Here is an 18,541-nt window from a genome sequence, read left to right as displayed (position 1 = left end):
ATGGACCGACGGATCTTCGGGATTGAGACCGAGTTCGGCATTTCCTATTCGGCGCCGGATTCGCGCCCGCTCTCGCCCGAAGAGGTGGCCCGCTACCTCTTCCGCAGGGTGGTCACATGGGGAAGGTCTTCCAACGTCTTCCTGACGAACGGGTCCCGGCTGTATCTGGACGTGGGATCCCACCCCGAGTATGCCACCGCGGAATGCGACGACATCGCCCAGTTGGTGGCCCACGACCGGGCCGGCGAATTGATCCTCGAAGACCTCATGAACGAAGCCCAAGAACGTTTGGCCCGCGAGGGCTTCGGCGGCAGGGTCTATCTGTTCAAGAACAACACCGACTCTGCCGGGAACTCCTATGGCAGCCACGAGAACTACCTCATCCCGCGCAAACTCGAGTTCTCCCGGCTGGCCGACATACTGATCCCGTTCCTGGTGACCCGGCAGATCCTGGTCGGCGCCGGCAAGGTGCTCAAGACCCAAAACGGTTCCATCTACGCGTTCTCGCAGCGCGCCGACCATATTTGGGAGGGCGTCTCCTCGGCCACCACCCGGTCCCGTCCGATCATCAACACCCGGGACGAACCGCACGCGGATGCCGAGTACTACCGCCGGCTGCATGTCATCAACGGCGACTCCAACATGTCCGAAGCCACCACCATGCTGAAGGTCGGATCGGTGGACCTGCTGCTGCGGATGGTCGAAGCCGGACTGATCATGCGCGACCTCCGGCTGGAAAACCCGATCCGCAGCATCCGCGACATCTCCCACGACCTGACCGGACGCAAACCGCTGAAGCTGGCCAGCGGGCGGGAGATGTCCGCGCTGGCCATGCAGCAGGAGTACTTGTCCAAAGCGCGGGAGTTTGTCGAAGCCAATGGCGCGCACAATCCGCATGTGGAACGCATCCTTGATCTGTGGGAGCGTACGCTGGCGGCGGTCGAGTCGGGAGACCACAGCGGGATCGAGCGGGAGATTGACTGGGCGATCAAGAAACGGCTGATTGACCGGATCATGGAACGGCAATCGATCGATCTGGACTCGCCGCGCATCGCCCAAGTGGACCTGACCTACCACGACATCTCGTCCAAGCGCGGCCTGTACCACCTGCTGCAGTCCCGCGGGGAGGTGGCCCGGGTGGTGGAGGACCAGGACGTTAAGAATGCGATGGATTTTCCGCCGCAGACCACCCGCGCCAAGCTGCGCGGCGACTTTGTCCGGGCGGCCCGGGAGAACGGCCGCGACTTCACCGTGGACTGGGTCCATCTCAAGCTCAACGACCGTTCGCAGCAGACCATTCTGTGCAAGGACCCGTTCAAAAGCGAGGACCCGCGGGTCGAGGCACTTCTGGCCACCTTGTGAGTTTCCGCTGGCGGTTTAGAGCCGATCTCCAGTTTTCTCTGCGAGAATGTCCTTCGAGCCCACATGTTCCGCGATAAGAAAGTCGATTGTGCGCAAAATACTCTCCATCCTCTTGCCCGCAGCCTTGCTCCTGACGGCGTGCAGCGGCAGCAACGATTCCGGCTCGGACAGCCTGGACGACATCACGGTGAAAGCCGGCGCCGAGGGTGCCGCGCCCACAGTGGACTTCTCCGCCCCGCTGGAACTTCCCGACTCAAGCGCCGAAGTCATCACCGAAGGCAAGGGCGACGGTGCCACCGACGGCCAGTGGATCCGCTACCGGCTGCTGGCCAAGGACGCCGTCTCGGGCGAGCAGTTGGGCGAGACCTACTCCGGCCCGGTCGACCAGACGGTGGAACTGAGCGAGGGCTTCAAAACCGCCGACCCGGCCCTGTATGACGCTTTGCTTGGCTCCAACCCGGGCAGCGAGATTGCCTACTACGTCCAGCCGCCGGAAGACAGCAGCGCTTCGGCACCCGCGCAGAACCCCCAGCTTCTGTTCCTGACCGTGCAGGACGTCAGGGACAAGGCCGTCAAGGCCGATGCGGCCGAGGTCGCCGAACTGGACAAGGCCGGCAAGCTGCCCGAGGTTACCCTCGATAAGGAGGGTGTTCCCTCCGTCAAGATCCCAGAAGGCAACGACGCGCCGGACAACCTGATCGTCAAGGTGATCGAAGAAGGCGACGGCAAGCAGGCCACGGAAAGCAGTACCGTGAAGGCCAACTACGCCGGGTGGAACTGGTCCGAAGGCACCGAGTTCGATTCCAGCTTCTCCCGCGGAGAAGCTACCGAGTTCCCGCTCGACGGCGTGATTGAAGGCTGGACCAAGGGCCTGACCGGCCTCAAGGAAGGCAGCAAGGTCATGCTCTCCATCCCCACCGAGATGGCCTACGTCCAGGGCCAGGGGGATGCTGTGGGAGACCTCATCTTCTATGTGGAACTAACCGACGTCAAGTAGTTCCAGGGGCCGGACGGTACGGTAACGTAGCCGACGGCAGCACGGCATACACGTCAAGCAAGAGAGGTTCAGCATGTCTTTTGGCAAGCGCGACTACGATCGCACCAAACCTGAAATCGAGTTCCCCGGGACCGACACCCCACAGGATCTGGTGATCGAAGACATCATCGTGGGGGACGGCGCCGAGGCCAAAGCCGGCGACACCGTCTCCACCCACTACGTGGGCGTTGCCTGGTCCACCGGCGAAGAGTTCGATGCGTCCTGGAACCGCGGCGCACCGCTGGACTTCCGCGTCGGTGTCGGCCAGGTCATCCAGGGCTGGGATCAGGGCCTGCTGGGCATGAAGGTCGGCGGACGCCGCCGGCTGGAGATTCCGGCCCACCTGGCCTACGGTGACCGCGGCGCGGGATCGGCCATCGCGCCGGGCGAGTCGCTGATCTTCGTCGTCGATCTGCTCGGCGTCCGCTAGGTCCGACAGCAGCCTGTCCGGGGCGGAGCAGCGGTGAACGTTAGTTCATCGTTACTCCGCCCCTGCTCGTTAACTTCGCTCGCAAAGCCCCGCAACCAGTAACGTTTCAATCATGTCCGCCTCCAAGACCGAACGACTCCTGAACCTGCTGATCGCGCTGCTGGAACGCCGGCGCGGCTACAGCAAGGAGGAACTGCGTGCGCTGATTCCGCCGTACCGAGAGGCAACCGGCGACGATGCCTTCAACCGCCTGTTCGAGCGGGACAAAGAAGACCTGCGTGAAATGGGCGTACCGGTGGAGACGTTCCCGGACGACAGCCTGTATGAAAACGACCAAAGCGGGCTGCGCTACCGGATCGACCGGCACAAGTACCGGTTGCCGGAGCTCCAGTTCAGCCCGCAGGAAAGTGCCGTCCTCTCGCTGGCATCGCGTCTTTGGCAGCAGGCCTCGCTGGGCTCCGCCGCCGCCCGGGCCGTGCGCCGGCTGGACGTTCAGGGCGCCCTCGCCGAGGGTGATCCCCTGATCGGCGTGGAACCGCGGATCCGCACCGCGGAACCGGCTTTCGAGGCAATGCTCAAGGCAGTGCTGGCACACACGCCGGTCTCCTTCGATTACCGGTCGCCCCGGGACGGCCAGCCGAGGCAACGCCGGGTCGAGCCGTGGGGCCTGGGCAACCGGTACGGGCACTGGTACTTGGCCGGCCGCGATCTGGACCGCGATGCCCAGCGGACCTTCCGGCTCTCCCGGGTCACCTCCACCGTGAAGAAGCTGTCCGGGAGCTACAGCATCCCGGAGGACTTCACCATGCGCGCCGTGCTGGCAGGGCTGCAGGCGCCGCAGGACCATGGCACGGCGGTGCTTTTGCTCCGCGAGGACAAGGCCAATTCGCTGCGTTCGGCCGCGACGGCTGCCGAGACGGCCCGGCCGCCGGCAGGCTGGGATGCGGTGGAACTCGGCTACGGCGACGTAGAAGTGCTGGCCGAGGAAATCGCCTCGCATGGTGCCAACGCCTGGGTGCAGGAACCGGACGAACTGCGCGGCGCCGTGGTGCGCCGGCTGGAAGGCGCCCTGGCCGCCGCAAACGAGGACCCGCCGTCGTACTCCCTGACGGAGGACACGTCGCGGCCCTCCCGGAAGACGGGTTCCTTGGACCAGCTGCCGCGGCTGCTGGACCTGGTCTCCTACGTCACCGCCAACCCGGGCGTGGCGCTGGAGGAGACAGCCCGGAAGTTCGACATCAGCACCACCCAGCTGATCAAGGACCTCAACCTGCTCTTTGTCTGCGGTACTCCCGGCTATGGCCCGGACCAGCTGATCGAGGCGTTCTGGGAAGACGGCACCATCTCGATCAATAATGCAGATGAGATCGACAAGCCGGTGCGACTGAGCCTGGACGAGGCGCTCTCGCTGGTGGTGGGCCTACAGGCTTTGGAAACGGTTCCCGGGGTAGGGGAGCAGCCCGCCCTGCGCAGCGCGCTGAGCAAACTCCTGGCTGCGGCCGGCGGGGTAGCCGGGCGGCATTCCGCCGTCGCTGCGGATCTGGCCGCCGAGGAGCGCGCACCCGAAGTGCTCGCGCTGCAGGAGGCCGCAGCCGCGCGGCGCAGCGTGGAGATTGAGTATCTGGTGCCGTCGCGGGACGAGATCACGACCCGCCGGATCGATCCGCTGAGGGTTTTCGCCGTGGACGGCCACTGGTACACCGAAGCCTGGTGCCACCGGCAGCAGGCCGTGCGGCAGTTCCGCGTGGACCGGATGCGTGCACTGACCGAGACCGGGGCGCCTTTTGACCCTCCGGCGGAGCGCAGCAGCGAATTCCCGGACAGCCTGTTCACCCCGCAGGAGACAGACCAGCTGGTGGTGCTGAAGGTCTCCGAGCGACTGGCCGAACTGGCCGACCAGTACGGCGCGCGGCGCCGGGCGCTGCTGGAGGACGGTTCGTTGGCTGCCGAAATCCGGCTGTCCACCACGGCCGTGTTGGCCGGTCTGGTGGCCCGGCACGGCGGCGAGGTGGTTGTGCTGGAGCCGGCCGAGGTGGCAGAGCAGACGCAGGAATGGCTGCGGCAGGCGCTGGCAGCCTACCGCGCGGCAGCGGCTCCCACCGGAGGCTAGAGTGGACAGCATGCCCCTTTGGTTCTGGATACTTCTTTGGGTTGCCCTCTGCGCGCTGGCCATCATCTTCATGGCTCTGCTCGGCTGGCGGATCTTCCGCCAGTTCATGCGAACTCTGCGTGAATTCGAGGCCGCGGCGGACCGGCTGGGAAGTGGCCTGCAGGCGGAACCGCCGCTGGCGGAGCCGCACCATCCACGGCCGGCCATCTTCGCCGACGCCGCCGTGCTCAAGGAGGAATACGCCGCGGGCAAAGAGTTTCGCCGCGAGGAACGCCGGCAGAGTCGGGTGGCCCGCAGGACGGCCCGAGGGCAGCGGCAGTCGCTGCGTGACCTGCGGCTTTCCTGACCCCGCCATGGCATAAGATGTAGAAGACGAAAGGAACCACGCATGGGACGACTCTTCGATAACCCTTGGACCATCATTATTCTGGTCATCATTGTGCTGCTGCTCTTTGGCGCACCGAAGCTGCCCGGCCTCGCCCGCAGCGTGGGCCAGTCCATGCGGATCTTCAAGTCCGAGGTGAAGCAGATGAAGGACGACGATACGTCCGCTGCCGGTCCGGACTCGGAGCCGGTCGAGGGCCGTGTGGTCAACCCGCCGCGCAACAACACTGATAACCGCGGCCAGGCGCCGAATGCGAACGGTGGATCCCCATCGCCGCACCAGCAGTAAGGGCCGTGGCCGGTAAGAAGGGCCGCAAGGCCAACCCTGAGGGGCGGATGCCGCTCAGGGCACACCTGAAAGAACTGCGCAACCGGCTGATCATTTCCGGCATCGCCGTCCTGCTGGGGGCCATTGTCGGCTGGTTCCTCTATGACCCGGTCATGGTGGCCGTCCAGCAGCCGTTGATGGAGATTTCGGCGGAAAAGGGCCGGCGCGCCGAAATCAACTACGGCAGCGTCGGCTCACCGTTCGACCTGAAGATCCAGGTCTCCATTTTCCTGGGTCTGCTGGTCAGTTCGCCGGTGTGGATCTACCAGATCTGGGGCTTCATCACGCCCGGACTCAAATCCAAGGAACGCCGCTACACGCTGGGCTTCATGTTCGCCGCCGTGCCGCTTTTCCTGCTCGGGATCTACTTCGGCTGGATTGTGCTCCCGGAGATCGTGAAGGTCCTGACCATGTTCACGCCGCAGGGCGGCGTGAACCAGATCCTGGCCACCGATTACCTGACCTTCGTGATGCGGATGTTCCTGTCGCTCGGCGTCGCGTTCCTGCTCCCGGTGGTGCTGGTTGGCCTGAATTTCGCCGGCCTGCTGTCCGGCCGCCGCGTGATCAAGAGCTGGCGGATTGTGGTGTTCGTAGTCTGCCTGGTCGCGGCGATGGCGGCGCCTGGCCCGGATGCCATGTCCATGTTCCTCCTGGCGGGCCCGCTGTTGGCGCTGTTCTTCGTGGCCACCGGGATCAGCCTGATCAACGACAAGCGGCGCGACAAGCGACGCGCGGCGCGAGAAGCTGAAGTCGCCGCCACGCTGGACCAGGCCGCGACGCTGGACCAGGCCACCCAGATAGAGAAGGCCACTCCGCTGGACCAGTTGAAAGCCGATGATGGAAAGCCGGATACCGTCCAATAGTGCTGGTGGTCCGCCGACGCCAAGGGCAGCCACCTGCTGCGCACGTTTAAGCGGATAGTCTTTTGGTATGAGTTCCCCATCCGAGCGTTATCTGGCAGCCGCCGAACGGGTGGCCTTCTCCAAGACCCGGCTGTATGCGTTCAGCCAGACGCTCGGGTTCGAACTCGATCCGTTCCAGCGCGAGGCATGCGAGGCGCTGGAGCTCGGCAGCGGCGTGCTGGTGGCGGCCCCCACCGGCGCGGGCAAGACCGTGGTCGGGGAGTTTGCGGTCTACATGGCCTTGCAGCGGGGGCTGAAGGCCTTCTACACGACGCCGATCAAGGCCTTGAGCAACCAGAAGTACAACGAACTGGTAGCCACGTACGGGGCCCACCGGGTCGGCCTGCTGACCGGCGATACCTCGGTCAACCCGCACGCAGATGTAGTGGTGATGACCACCGAAGTGCTGCGGAACATGCTGTACGCCAATTCCGATACCTTGCTGGACCTGGCCTACGTGGTGATGGACGAGGTCCATTACCTGGCGGACCGCTTCCGCGGGGCCGTGTGGGAAGAAGTGATCATCCACCTTCCCGACGACGTACAACTGGTCTCGCTCTCCGCGACCGTCTCCAACGCGGAAGAGTTCGGAGCCTGGCTGGATACCGTCCGCGGGGACACCCGTGTGGTGGTGTCCGAGCACCGCCCGGTGCCGCTCTGGCAGCACGTAATGGTCGGCTCCGACATGTTCGATCTGTTTGCCGGCGACATCGCCTTCGATGAGTCGGTGCCGGAGTCCGGAACCAGCGGCAGCCGGGCGTATGAAGTCAATCCTGAACTGCTGAAGCTGGCCTCGTCCGAGCAGAAGCTCAACCGCAGCGCCAACTGGGGTCGTTCCGGCGGCCGCCGGGGCCGGCGTGCCCCCGAGCCCCCGCGGCAGGCGCTGACCAGGATCCGGCGCGCCAGCCGCCCCCAGGTCATCGCCAAGCTGGATAGTGAGGGGCTGCTGCCGGCCATCACCTTCATCTTCTCGCGTAACGGCTGCGACGCCGCCGTGAAGCAGTGCCTGGAATCCGGGTTGCTCCTGACCACCGAAACGGAACGCGCCCTGATCGTGCGCCGGGTGGACGAGGCCGTCCAGGACATTGCCGAAGAAGACCTGGACGTCCTTGGCTTCTGGACCTGGCGCGAGGGCTTGTCCCGCGGATTCTCGGCCCACCACGCCGGCATGCTGCCGACGTTCAAGGAGGTGGTGGAGAAGCTATTCGCCGACGGTTTGGTGCGTGCCGTGTTCGCCACCGAGACACTGGCGCTGGGCGTCAACATGCCGGCGCGGTCGGTGGTGCTGGAGAAGCTGGATAAGTTCAACGGGGAGGCACACGTCGACATCACGGCGGGGGAGTACACCCAGCTGACCGGCCGCGCCGGACGGCGCGGCATCGACGTCGAGGGCCATGCCGTGGTGCTTTGGCAGCCCGGCACCGATCCCGGGGCCGTGGCGGGCCTGGCTTCGCGGCGGACCTATCCGCTGAACTCCAGCTTCCGACCCACCTACAACATGAGCATCAACCTGATTGCCCAGTTCGGCCGCGGCCCCGCCCGCGAAATCCTGGAGAGCTCGTTCGCGCAGTTCCAAGCCGACCGCTCGGTGGTGGGCTTGGCCAAGCAGGTGCGCAGCCGGGAAGAGTCCCTGGCCGGCTACGAACAGGCGATGAGCTGCCATTTGGGCGACTTCAGCGAGTACGCGCGGCTGCGCCGGGAACTGAACGAGGCCGAGAAACGCGCCTCCCGCACCCAGTCCCGTCACCTTCGTTCGGCGGCCGCCACGTCCCTGGACCGGCTGCGCCGCGGGGACATCATCGACATCTCGGCAGGACGGAGCCTGGGCTACGCAGTGGTGCTGGACCGGGACGAATCGGCCCGCGAACCCCGGCCGACGGTGCTGACCCAGGAAAAGCACATCCGGCGCATCTCGGTTGACGATTTCCAGGGCCCGGTGGAGGTCCTCTCCAGCATCCGGATTCCCAAGTCGTTCAACGCGCGCAGCCCCAAGGAACGCCGCGATCTGGCGTCGTCGCTGCGCAATGCCCTGCATGACAAGCGCCCGCCGCGGCGCGGGACCGAACACCGTGACTTTGTGGTGCCCGGCGGGCAGCAGGCCGAGCGGCAGATCAACGACCTGCGCCGCCAGCTGAAGGCCCATCCCTGCCACGGCTGCAGCGACCGCGAGGACCATGCCCGCTGGGCCGAGCGATGGTGGAAACTCCGCAAGGAGACCGACCAGCTCGTCGCGCAGATCCAGGGCCGGACGAACACCATCGCCAAGACCTTCGACCGTGTCTGCCAAGTGCTGGACAGCTACGGCTATCTGGAGACCGGCGGCGACGGGGTGGCCATCAGCCCGGCAGGTGAACGCCTCCGGCGGATTTACGGCGACCGCGACCTGCTGGTGGCCCTGTGCCTGGAGCAGGACGCGTTCGAGGGCCTCACCGCCGCGGAACTGGCGGCCTTTATCTCCTGCCTGGTATACCAGGCAAAGCGTGAGGAGGCCGGCGTCCGGCCCAAGATGCCCTCGCCGGGCATGGAAGCCTCTGTCACCATCGCCGTGCGCGAATGGTCGCAGCTGACCGACCTTGAGGAACAGCACCACCTGCCGCTCAGCGGGGAGCCGGAGCTGGGACTCGTCTGGCCCATGTACAAGTGGGCCAGTGGCCGCTCCCTGCAGACCGCGCTCAAGGGTACGGACCTGGCTGCCGGGGACTTCGTCCGGTGGGCCAAACAGGTGATCGACCTGCTGGACCAGCTGGTCAAGGTCCCGAACATCGATTCACAGCTTGCGGCGCACGGCAGACAGGCCATCGGCCAGGTCCGCCGCGGCGTCGTAGCCTACGCGGCCGTGGCCGAATAGCCTGGACCGTCGCTGCACCACCCGAAAGGATCTCCATGAGTAAGTCCGTCCTGCCCGCCGCCACGGGTCTCACGCTGTACCGCAATGGCAGCGTGTACAGTGCCGCCGACCCGTACGCCACAGCCATGCTCGTCGACGGCGGTACCGTGGCGTGGATCGGCTCCGAGCATGCCGCCACGTCCATCGCGGACAGCACCATGCGCATCGTCGATCTGGACGGACGGCTGGTGGCCCCGGGGTTCGTGGATTCACATGCCCACGTAACCCAGACCGGTCTGGCGCTGTCCTCGCTCGACCTCACCGGCTGCGCATCCCTGGCTGAACTGCTTGACGCCGTGGCCGCAGCCGCGCGGCAAAACTCCGCACCCTTGCTGGGCCACGGCTGGGATGAAACGCGGTGGCCGGAGAACCGCGCGCCGAGCGCTGCCGAACTGGACCGCGCCGCAGCGGGGGCCGAGGTCTTCCTCACCCGGGTGGACGTCCATTCCGGGGTTGTCTCCGCGGCCTTGGCGGCCCGCCTGACGTTAGCGGAACTGCCGGGCTGGACCGAAGCTGGCACGGTCCGCGGTCCGGCCCTTGAACGGACCCGGCACGCTGTCCAGACCCCCGCTGCCGGCCAGCGGGCAGAACTCCAGCGCAGGGCCCTGCAGCACGCTGCTTCCCGGGGGTACGTCGCGCTGACGGAAATGGCAGCCCCGCAGTTGGGGCCCGCCGAGGACCTGCTGGAGCTGCTCGCGCTGAGCGATGCCGAACCTGGGCCGAGGATCCTGCCGTACTGGGGAGAGCTGATGACCTCCGCCGAACAGGTCACCGAGACCATGGAGCGCTTTTCCGGGCGGCTGCGGGGGCTGGCCGGCGACCTGACCATGGATGGCTCTATCGGGTCCCATTCCGCCGCCGTTAGCGCCGGATACGCCGACCGCCCTGGCGAGCACGGTTCGCTGTACGTGGAAACCGAGGCCGCAGCGAGGCATTTCGAAGTGACGGCCGGACAGGGCATCCAGGCCGGTTTCCACGTCATCGGCGACGCCGCGCTCCTCCGCGTGCTCGATGCCATGGATTTGGCGGCCGAACGCATCGGACAAGCAGCGGTACGTTCCGCCCGGCCGCGCCTGGAGCACGTGGAAATGCTGCCGGACGGCGCCCTGGAGCGGTTGCTGCAGCACGGGGTGACCGCCAGCATGCAACCGCTCTTCGACGCCTATTGGGGTGGCCCCCAGGGAATGTATGCCAGCCGGCTTGGCGAGACGGCGGCACTGGCAATGAACGCCGTGGGAACCCTGCAAACCGCAGGCGTTCCGGTCGCCATCGGGTCCGATGCTCCCGTCACCGAACAAAGCCCGTGGGCCACCGTGAAGGCCTGCCTGGAGCACCACAATCCGAGCGAGCAAATGTCCGCACGGGCAGCGTTCCTGGCGCACACGAGAGCAGGCTGGCGGGCCGCAGGGGAGCGCAATCCCATGGAGGGGCAGTTGGCTCCGGGCACACCGGCTACCTTCGCTGTCTGGGATGTGGAAGAACTTTCCATCCAGACGCCGGACTCGAGGGTGTCTGCCTGGAGCACCGACGCACGCGCGGGAACCCCGATGCTCCCGTCGCTGGACAACGGAAGATTGCCGTCGTGTGTCCGGACTGTGGTGAACGGAATAACCATCCATGACGTGCTCTAGGTCCCATCGCGTCTGGAAAATGTGAATGAAATGTTTAATTTCTGCTCATTTCCGCCGCAAGGAGACCCGCTCTGACGTGCATGTTTGAACAAAACCGCAGGTCAGAGCGGTATTGACACTTCCAACATAGCCAGTAGGCTGAGTTCTCAGTGGGCCGGTATTTCTTCGCGGATTTCGGCCCGTGCCGGGGAGAGTGGCAGCTGGCGGCAGCCCGCCTCTGTGCGGTTGCTCCCTTTGCCCCTTGACGAACCGGTACTTTCCAGGGTAGGTCCGCATGTCAGTAGAAAACATGTCTGCGTTCCCCAACAGGTTTGCTTTCGTGGCCCGAAGGCGTGCGGACCTACCCGCCCTTCCCTCCCGGCCGCAGCGACAACCATCCACGTGCCCATCCGGGCGATGGCCTATACTGGACCGTCGACGTGGAAGCCCGTTGGGCGCTTCGCGCATCATGAAATCTGCGGTTTGCAGCACAACGCTCGAAAGGCCACTGAGTGCGGGTCGTCACCATCATCCCGACGTACAACGAGATTGAGTCCCTCCCAAAGACCGTAGCCCGCCTTCGCTCCGCCGAACCCGATTCCGACATCCTGGTTGTCGACGACAATTCCCCGGATGGCACCGGCGCCCTCGCCGACCGGATGGCCGCTGAAGATGCCGCCATCCACGTGCTCCACCGGGAGGGCAAAGCCGGTTTGGGCGCAGCCTACATCGCCGGATTCCGCTGGGGCCTTGACGCCGGCTACGACGTGCTGGTGGAGATGGACGCCGACGGTTCCCACCAACCGGAGGAACTGACCAGGTTGCTGTCCGCGTTGCGCGAGGGCGCAGACATGGCCAAGGGCTCCCGCTGGATCCCCGGCGGGAAAGTGGTCAACTGGCCCATCCACCGCAAGGCCATTTCCTTGGGCGGCAGCCTGTACTCGCGGCTGATGCTGGGCGTGACCATCCGCGACATTACCGGCGGATACAACGCCTTCAAGGCCCAAACGCTGCGCGCCATCGATCTGGATGCCGTGGAGTCGGTTGGTTACTGCTTCCAGATCGATCTCACCTGGCAGACCCTGAAGGCTGGACTGACGGTGCGTGAAGTGCCGATCACCTTCGTTGAACGGGAGTACGGCGACTCCAAAATGAGCGGCGGAATTGTCGCCGAGTCGATCCTCCTGGTCACCAAGTGGGGGATTGCCGACAAGTGGCGCCGGCTCCGCGCCAATCGGGCCTAACCCACAACGCAAAAGAGAGGGGGCAACCCGGATGCCGGGTTGCCCCCTCTCTTTCGAGGACTTCTGAGTCGGAGCCTTAAGCGGTGCGGCGTTCCCCGCGGCGTTCGCGGAGCTTGGTCAGGCGGTCTTCGAGGATCTGTTCCAGCTCCTCGACGCTGCGGCGTTCCAGGAGCATGTCCCAGTGGGTTCGCACGGGCTTGGCATTCGGATCTATTGGCCGTTCTCCGTTGACGAGGAGTGCTTCTTTGCCGGACTTGGAAACCCAGACCGCGGGGATTTCGGCCTCTGCGGCAAAGGTGACGAACACCTGCTCGCCATCCTCGCAACGGTACTCGACGCGCTGGCGCGGAGCCGGCTCGACTCCGGACTCGGTCTCCATGCTCTGCGCTCCGAGGCGCATGCCTCGCAGGCTACGATCGCTCATGATCTCTCCCTCTTGTCTTGTGGCGGACGGTGGTTTGAACCACGTCCGCGATGGCTCGCTAACACCCTCAACGTCGGCGGGCGGCCGTCTGTTCCCGGTCGCAGATGATAATGGCAATCTGCTCCACGTCAAGGATGGTTATGAGCGGCAACTTCCCGGCAAACAACCCATTATAGTCCGCACCGGTGTTCGCGGTAAATCGAACCCGGGACACCCGGCGGATCCGCACTTGCGGAACCCCGGGCATCCCGGCCCTGCCCGGCCTCGGCCGCGGCGCTAGCCGCGGGGTTCGGTGTCGGCGGCGGCAACGGCCGGCGTGCCGCTGTCCGGAGCCGCGGCGCCCAGCACGCTGCCAATGCCCTTGAGCGCTTCGCCAACTTCGCTGGGTATAATCCAGAGCTTGTTTGACTCGCCTTCGGCAAGCTTGGGCAGTGTCTGCAAGTACTGGTAAGCCAGCAGCTTTTGCGTGGGGTTGCCCTTGTGGATGGCGTCAAACACCTTCTGGATGGCTTGGGCTTCACCGTCGGCGCGCAGGATGGCCGCCTTGGCATCGCCTTCGGCCGCGAGGATGGCTGCCTGCCGCTGGCCCTCGGCCGTCAGGATCTGGGACTGCTTGGTACCTTCCGCTGTCAGGATGGCCGCGCGGCGGTCACGCTCGGCCCGCATCTGCTTTTCCATCGAATCCTGGATGGAGTGCGGCGGATCAATCGCCTTGAGTTCCACCCGCGAGACGCGGATGCCCCAGCGGCCGGTGGCTTCGTCCAGGACGCCGCGCAGCTGGCCGTTGATCTGGTCACGGGACGTCAGTGCCTCTTCCAGGTTCAGGCCGCCCACCACGTTGCGCAGGGTAGTGGTGGTCAGCTGTTCAACAGCCTGGATGTAGTTGGCGATCTCGTAGGTCGCGGCACGGGCGTCGGTGACCTGGAAATAGACCACAGTGTCGATGGAGACCACCAAGTTGTCTTCGGTGATCACCGGCTGCGGCGGGAAGGACACAACCTGTTCGCGCAGGTCCAGCAGCGGCAGCAGTCGGTCCACGAAGGGGATCAGGATGGTGAGTCCGGGGTTCAAGGTGCGCTGGTACTTGCCCAGTCGCTCCACCACGCCGGCCCGCGCCTGCGGGACGATCCGTACGGCTCGGACCAGAACGATCACGACGAACAAGATCAGGACCAGCAGCACGATCCAGATTGCGATATTGCTATCCATAGTTCCCCTCTAAGAGTGGTGTCAGTGGCTCACGGCGCCGGGACCCGGCCCGGAGCGGTTTTTACTGGGCCGGAAGCGGCCCGTCGGTGTGCTGCGGTGTCACGACGGCGGTCGCGCCCTCGATCCGGGCCACCGAAACACGTTGGCCGGCAGGGATGGCCGATCCATCCGCGGACCTGGCAGTCCACGTGTCGCCGCCGATCTTGACCACGCCGGAATGGTCGGTGACGGATTCCAGTGCAATCGCCGACTCGCCGATCAGCCGGTCCACGTTCGTGGCCAGGTCCCGCGGCCCCCGGTGTAGATGCCGCAGCGCGACCGGCCGGACGAACAGCACCATCAACAGCGCGACTACACAGAAGATGACCACCTGAAGCCAGAAGGGCAGTCCGAGCAGGGCTGCGAACAAAGCCACCAGCGCACCGGAGGACATCATGATGAAGAACAGGTCCAGCGTCACCATTTCGACAATGGCCAGGATCAGAAACACGACCAGCCAGGTTACCCAGCTGTTGGCGACAATCCATTCGATCATCAGCACTCCCTGATGTTTGGAGCAGCCGCCGTTTCCTCAGCCTGCATCGTTCAAGCAGGCATCCACCGCGAGCTGCTGCTGCCCTTGATACCTCCATCATGCCCGACGGCGGAGCGCCGCGGAGTGAAATTCGCCACTTGCAAGCGGTATTGGACGTATCGTGGCCAAGTTGTAACCAGAACGGCATCGCCCCGGGCCGGGGCCCGAAGCTGGATAGGATGGTGCGGTGCTAAAAACCCCGCCCAGCCGCGCCTCCCGGAGCTTGCCATGCAGACCGTGCTGACCAGCAACCGGTTGTCCCTGCGGACGCTGCGCCTTTTGGCCGGGCTCTTCGCCTACGGCATCGCGATCGCGCTGATGATCCGGGCGAATCTCGGCTCCGCCCCTTGGGACGTGCTGAGCCAGGGCGTTGCCCGCACAACCGGCATGAGTTTCGGCTGGGCCACGGTGGCGATCAGCGCCGCCGTGCTGCTGCTATGGATACCGCTGCGGCAGAAGCCCGGTCCCGGCACCATAGCCAACGCCTTGCTCGTTGGCTTTTTCGCCGACATCGGGCTGCTGGTCATTCCGCTCTGGCACCACCTCGCCGTGCAGTTGCTGTCCTTCGGTTCGGGTCTGCTGCTGCTGGCGGCCGCAAGCGCCCTCTATATCGGAGCGGGACTCGGCCCCGGGCCTCGCGACGGCTTGATGACCGGCCTGCATGCGGTCACCGGGTGGCAAGTTTGGATTGTCCGGACCGGAATTGAAGCGGCGGTGACGCTTGCGGGCTGGCTGCTCGGAGGCGTCGTCGGGCTTGGCACGCTGGTGTTCGTGCTGGCCATCGGACCCCTGATCCAGCTGTGCCTGAAGTGGATGTACGTCGACCTGAACCCTGCCGCCCGCAAGCAGGCCGCCCAGGCGCCCGTCCATGACTCGCCGGAGGGAAGGTAACGCTGGCCTAGCTGCGGCCGCGTCGCCTGTAGGCAGTCACGGTGAACCGTGCTGCCACCGGGAGCTGGGCACCGTCCGCCCCGGCGGCTGCATTTGCGGCCGCCCGGACGTCCCCGGCGTCAACGTGGTGCGCGTTGGGCCCCATCATCACCAGCCGGACAATATCCTCGGCAGCCAGCTGCAGCGGCACCTGAAGCGCCACCGATTCCACTTCCTCGAATCCATCAGCCAGAGTCTCGCCCAGCCGCTCCGACTTGTCGGTATCGACAGCCAGCAGCGGTACCACCTCTCGCAGTTCGTCCAGGTGTCCCGGAGCGGCCGTGGCCACCAACAGGTGCCCGCCGGGTTTCAGCACCCGGACGAATTCGGCCGGATTTCTGGGAGCGAAGACGTTGAGGATCAGGTCGGTGCTGCCAGCAGCCAGCGGCAGCGGCTTCCAGAGGTCCCAGACCACGCACAAGGCATCGGGCAGTACCCGGGCAGCCCGGCGGAGGGCGAACTTGGACAGGTCCAGTGCCAGGGCCCGCCCATCCGCCAGGGTGCGCAGCACGGCCTCAAGGTAGTACCCGGTACCGGCACCGGCATCCAGCAAGACCGGAGTCGGTGTTCCGGCCAGGAGTGTGCCGGCCGTCGCCGCCAACTGCCGGGCCAGCGGAGCGTAATGCCCGGCGCCCAGGAAGGCGTCGCGGGCGGCCACCATCTCGGCGGTATCCGGAATGAAGCGGGTGCCGCGGCCGGTGAGCAGGTTGACGTAACCCTGCCGGGCGCCGTCGTACCGGTGGCCTGCCGCACAACGCAGGCCTTGCGCCGCAACCTGCCCGGCGGCTTCCAGCTGTTCCCCGCAGACCGGGCAGAGCAGGAGCGGAATCAGATCCAGGGGGTGTGCGGCGGAGGGCATGCTCCATCCTAGGCAAAGCGGCGGCCGGCCCGGCTGATTGGCTCCGGCCCGGCGATGAGACTAGGCTCACACATGTGAGATCTGAAGACATTGCTTTATTTAATTCGCTGTCCGTCCCGACGCTCCACCCGGACGGGAACCGCGCGGCTGTTTCCGTCACCCACCCGGACTTTGCGTCGGACAGTTATGTAGGGCAACTGTGGGAAGTCCCGCTCGGGGATAGCGGTGCCTCGCGCCGCCTGACCCGCGGTTTCAGGGACTCAGCCCCGGCCTACTCGCCGGACGGCGCGGCGCTGGCTTTCCTGCGGGCGGCGGCACCGGGGGAGCGGCCGCAGCTGATGGTTGTGGACAGCCGCGGCGGCGAGCCAGTGGCCGTCACCGAGCAAAAACTCGGGGTCTCCGCGTTCGTCTGGTCGCCCGATTCCCGCCGCTTGGTCTTCGCCGCCCGGGTCCCGGCAGAGGGCCGGTACGGCACTCTGGACGGCGTTGGCCCCGGTGCCGAGGATGCCCGGCTGGTTACCGGCTACAAGTACCGGATGAACGGTGCCGGCTACACCGGCGACAAGCGCACCCACTTGTTCATCGTGGATGCGCCGGATCTGGAGGCCGAACCGACGGTTGCACCGCTGGGCCGGGCCCGCAAAGCCACCGAGGATGCAGGCGCGGAGTTCTCTGCGGTGGCACCCGCCCGTCAGCTCACCACCGCGGACGCGGACCACGACAGTCCTTCCTTTAGCCCGGATGGCCGGACGCTGTACTTCGCGGCAGCCCTGCACCACGGCGCCGACGAGGATCTGCGGAGCGATGTCTACGCCCTGGATCCCGAAGCCGCCGATGCACGGCCGCGGCTCATGTCCAACCTGTCCGGCGAGACGCTGGGTGCCGGCTCTCCACGGCCCAGTGACGACGGCAGCTGGTTGTTCTACCTGGGCAGCTCGATCGGCGGCGGGACGGACTTCGTGGCCCGCAACACCGCACTGTATGTGGCTCCAGTGTCCGCTCCGCAGGAGGTGCGGCGGCTGACCGATCCGGAGACGCTGGATCTGGATGGCGGGCTGGTGCCCGCCGGCCCGGACTCCGTGCTCGCCGTAAACCCGCACCGGGGTGCGGCGCAGTTGCTGAAAGTCACCGCCGCGGGCGGCATCAACGTGCTGGTCGACGGCCCGCTGAATGTGGCCGCGGCCGCTCACGCCGCGGGCCGGACTGTGGTCAGTTTTTCCGACGCTGGGACCGCGGGGGACCTGGCACAGGTTTCCGACGCAGGGCTGGACCGTTTGACCGACTTCTCCGCTGCGTTGCGCGCTGCCGGCATTGGCGAACCGCGGGAAGAGGTCTTTGCCTCGGCGGACGGCTACCCGGTGCACGGCTGGGTGCTGCTGCCCGAAGGCGAAGGGCCGCACCCGGTGCTGCTGAACATCCACGGCGGGCCGTTCGCCCAGTACGGCTGGGAGGTGTTCGATGAGGCGCAGGTCTACGCCTCGGCGGGCTACGCCGTCGTGATGTGCAACCCACGGGGTTCCGCCGGCTACGGCCAGGCGCATGGCCGGGCCATCAAGGGCGTCATGGGGACCGTGGACATGGCGGACGTGCTGGCGTTCCTGGAAGGCGCCGTCGCCAAGTATCCGCAGCTGGACGGCAGCCGGCAGGGCATCATGGGCGGCTCCTACGGCGGCTATCTGACCGCTTGGACGGTGTCGCAGGACCACCGGTTCGCGGCGGCGATCGTGGAGCGCGGCTACCTGGACCCGCCGTCGTTCGTCGGATCCTCGGACATCGGCTGGTTCTTCTCCGACGAATACACCGGCACGGATCCGGACCGGGTCCGCAGCCAGAACCCCTTCGCCCAGCTGGATGCGGTGCGCACCCCGGTGTTCGTCATCCATTCGGAAGAGGACCTGCGCTGTCCGCTGGAGCAGGCCCAGCGCTATTACGTGGGGCTGAAGCAGCGCGGCATTCCCACCCAGCTGCTGATCTTCCCCGGTGAGAACCATGAGTTGTCCCGTGCGGGCACCCCGTGGCACCGGAGGCAGCGCTTTGACGAGATCCTGCGGTGGTGGGCGATACACCTTCCCACCCAGCAGAACAACGACGGCGGGCTCGCCGCCGCAGCCGGCACGAAAGCCGCTGCGCCGGCATAGGGCCCGCCTTGGTAGCGGGGGGGGGGGGGGGGGTGGGGGGGGGGGGGGGGGAGGGAAAATTTGGTGTGTTCCGGCGGAGGAGGAGCCGGCGTTTTCTCCAGAGGGGTGTCGCAG

The 18,541-nt window shown here is 66.1% G+C and carries 16 protein-coding genes; 12 read left to right on the top strand and 4 right to left on the bottom strand.

The genetic code is table 11. From position 1 onward, the window contains the following. From pafA to ACWF5H_RS06370, 10 genes are all read left to right on the top strand, one after another. Positions 1-1,362: a Pup--protein ligase gene (gene pafA, locus ACWF5H_RS06415; RefSeq protein WP_364647620.1), complete on the top strand. Its 1,362-nt coding sequence runs from the start codon at positions 1-3 to the stop codon at positions 1,360-1,362. An 88-nt stretch (positions 1,363-1,450) separates the two neighbouring features. Then, entirely contained in the window at positions 1,451-2,359 is a 909-nt protein-coding gene (locus ACWF5H_RS06410; protein WP_452035656.1) for an FKBP-type peptidyl-prolyl cis-trans isomerase, read from the top strand. Between the two features lie 73 nt (positions 2,360-2,432). Beyond that, positions 2,433-2,828 carry an FKBP-type peptidyl-prolyl cis-trans isomerase gene (locus tag ACWF5H_RS06405; protein WP_127512574.1) on the top strand — a complete coding sequence of 132 codons (396 nt, stop codon included), beginning with the start codon at positions 2,433-2,435 and terminating at the stop codon, positions 2,826-2,828. A gap of 112 nt (positions 2,829-2,940) precedes the next feature. Beyond that, positions 2,941-4,938, top strand: a complete 1,998-nt coding sequence (locus ACWF5H_RS06400) for a helix-turn-helix transcriptional regulator (protein ID WP_452035654.1) — start codon at positions 2,941-2,943, stop codon at positions 4,936-4,938. A 10-nt stretch (positions 4,939-4,948) separates the two neighbouring features. Continuing rightward, positions 4,949-5,284, top strand: a complete 336-nt coding sequence (locus ACWF5H_RS06395) for a hypothetical protein (protein WP_452035653.1) — start codon at positions 4,949-4,951, stop codon at positions 5,282-5,284. Positions 5,285-5,326: 42 nt separating this feature from the next. Next, on the top strand, positions 5,327-5,611 hold the full coding sequence (tatA, locus tag ACWF5H_RS06390; protein WP_364647605.1) for a Sec-independent protein translocase subunit TatA: 285 nt from the start codon (positions 5,327-5,329) through the stop codon (positions 5,609-5,611). Between the two features lie 47 nt (positions 5,612-5,658). Next, positions 5,659-6,513: a twin-arginine translocase subunit TatC gene (gene tatC / locus ACWF5H_RS06385; protein ID WP_452036055.1), complete on the top strand. Its 855-nt coding sequence runs from the start codon at positions 5,659-5,661 to the stop codon at positions 6,511-6,513. Between the two features lie 67 nt (positions 6,514-6,580). Next, the gene (locus tag ACWF5H_RS06380) at positions 6,581-9,400 is read left to right on the top strand and encodes a DEAD/DEAH box helicase (RefSeq protein ID WP_452035652.1); all 2,820 of its coding nucleotides are present in this window, start codon (positions 6,581-6,583) and stop codon (positions 9,398-9,400) included. 35 nt (positions 9,401-9,435) lie between these two features. After that, positions 9,436-11,070 (top strand): amidohydrolase, encoded by a 1,635-nt coding sequence (locus ACWF5H_RS06375; protein ID WP_452035651.1) that lies wholly within the window; start codon positions 9,436-9,438, stop codon positions 11,068-11,070. A 491-nt stretch (positions 11,071-11,561) separates the two neighbouring features. Further along, complete coding sequence (locus ACWF5H_RS06370) at positions 11,562-12,293, top strand: polyprenol monophosphomannose synthase (RefSeq protein WP_452035650.1); 732 nt, start codon at positions 11,562-11,564, stop codon at positions 12,291-12,293. Between the two features lie 76 nt (positions 12,294-12,369). On the opposite strand, the gene ACWF5H_RS06365 is transcribed toward ACWF5H_RS06370, so the two are convergent. From ACWF5H_RS06365 to ACWF5H_RS06355, 3 genes are all read right to left on the bottom strand, one after another. Beyond that, positions 12,370-12,717, bottom strand: a complete 348-nt coding sequence (locus ACWF5H_RS06365) for an RNA polymerase-binding protein RbpA (protein ID WP_452035649.1) — start codon at positions 12,715-12,717, stop codon at positions 12,370-12,372. A 276-nt stretch (positions 12,718-12,993) separates the two neighbouring features. Beyond that, the gene (locus ACWF5H_RS06360) at positions 12,994-13,926 is read right to left on the bottom strand and encodes an SPFH domain-containing protein (protein WP_452035648.1); all 933 of its coding nucleotides are present in this window, start codon (positions 13,924-13,926) and stop codon (positions 12,994-12,996) included. 61 nt (positions 13,927-13,987) lie between these two features. Further along, complete coding sequence (locus ACWF5H_RS06355) at positions 13,988-14,461, bottom strand: NfeD family protein (protein ID WP_452035647.1); 474 nt, start codon at positions 14,459-14,461, stop codon at positions 13,988-13,990. Positions 14,462-14,728: 267 nt separating this feature from the next. Between ACWF5H_RS06355 and yczE the strand changes: the two genes are divergently transcribed. After that, complete coding sequence (yczE, locus tag ACWF5H_RS06350) at positions 14,729-15,391, top strand: membrane protein YczE (protein WP_452035645.1); 663 nt, start codon at positions 14,729-14,731, stop codon at positions 15,389-15,391. A gap of 7 nt (positions 15,392-15,398) precedes the next feature. Here the strand turns inward: yczE and ACWF5H_RS06345 are convergent, their stop codons facing one another. Further along, positions 15,399-16,289, bottom strand: a complete 891-nt coding sequence (locus ACWF5H_RS06345) for a putative RNA methyltransferase (RefSeq protein ID WP_452035643.1) — start codon at positions 16,287-16,289, stop codon at positions 15,399-15,401. 74 nt (positions 16,290-16,363) lie between these two features. Between ACWF5H_RS06345 and ACWF5H_RS06340 the strand changes: the two genes are divergently transcribed. Next, positions 16,364-18,427 (top strand): S9 family peptidase, encoded by a 2,064-nt coding sequence (locus tag ACWF5H_RS06340; protein WP_452035641.1) that lies wholly within the window; start codon positions 16,364-16,366, stop codon positions 18,425-18,427. The last annotated feature ends 114 nt before the right edge of the window (positions 18,428-18,541 follow it).

The sequence above is a fragment of the Arthrobacter sp. NPDC055138 genome (assembly GCF_053607305.1).
Note: the sequence above shows the minus strand (reverse complement) of the source record. Positions and strands in the feature narration are given on the sequence as shown.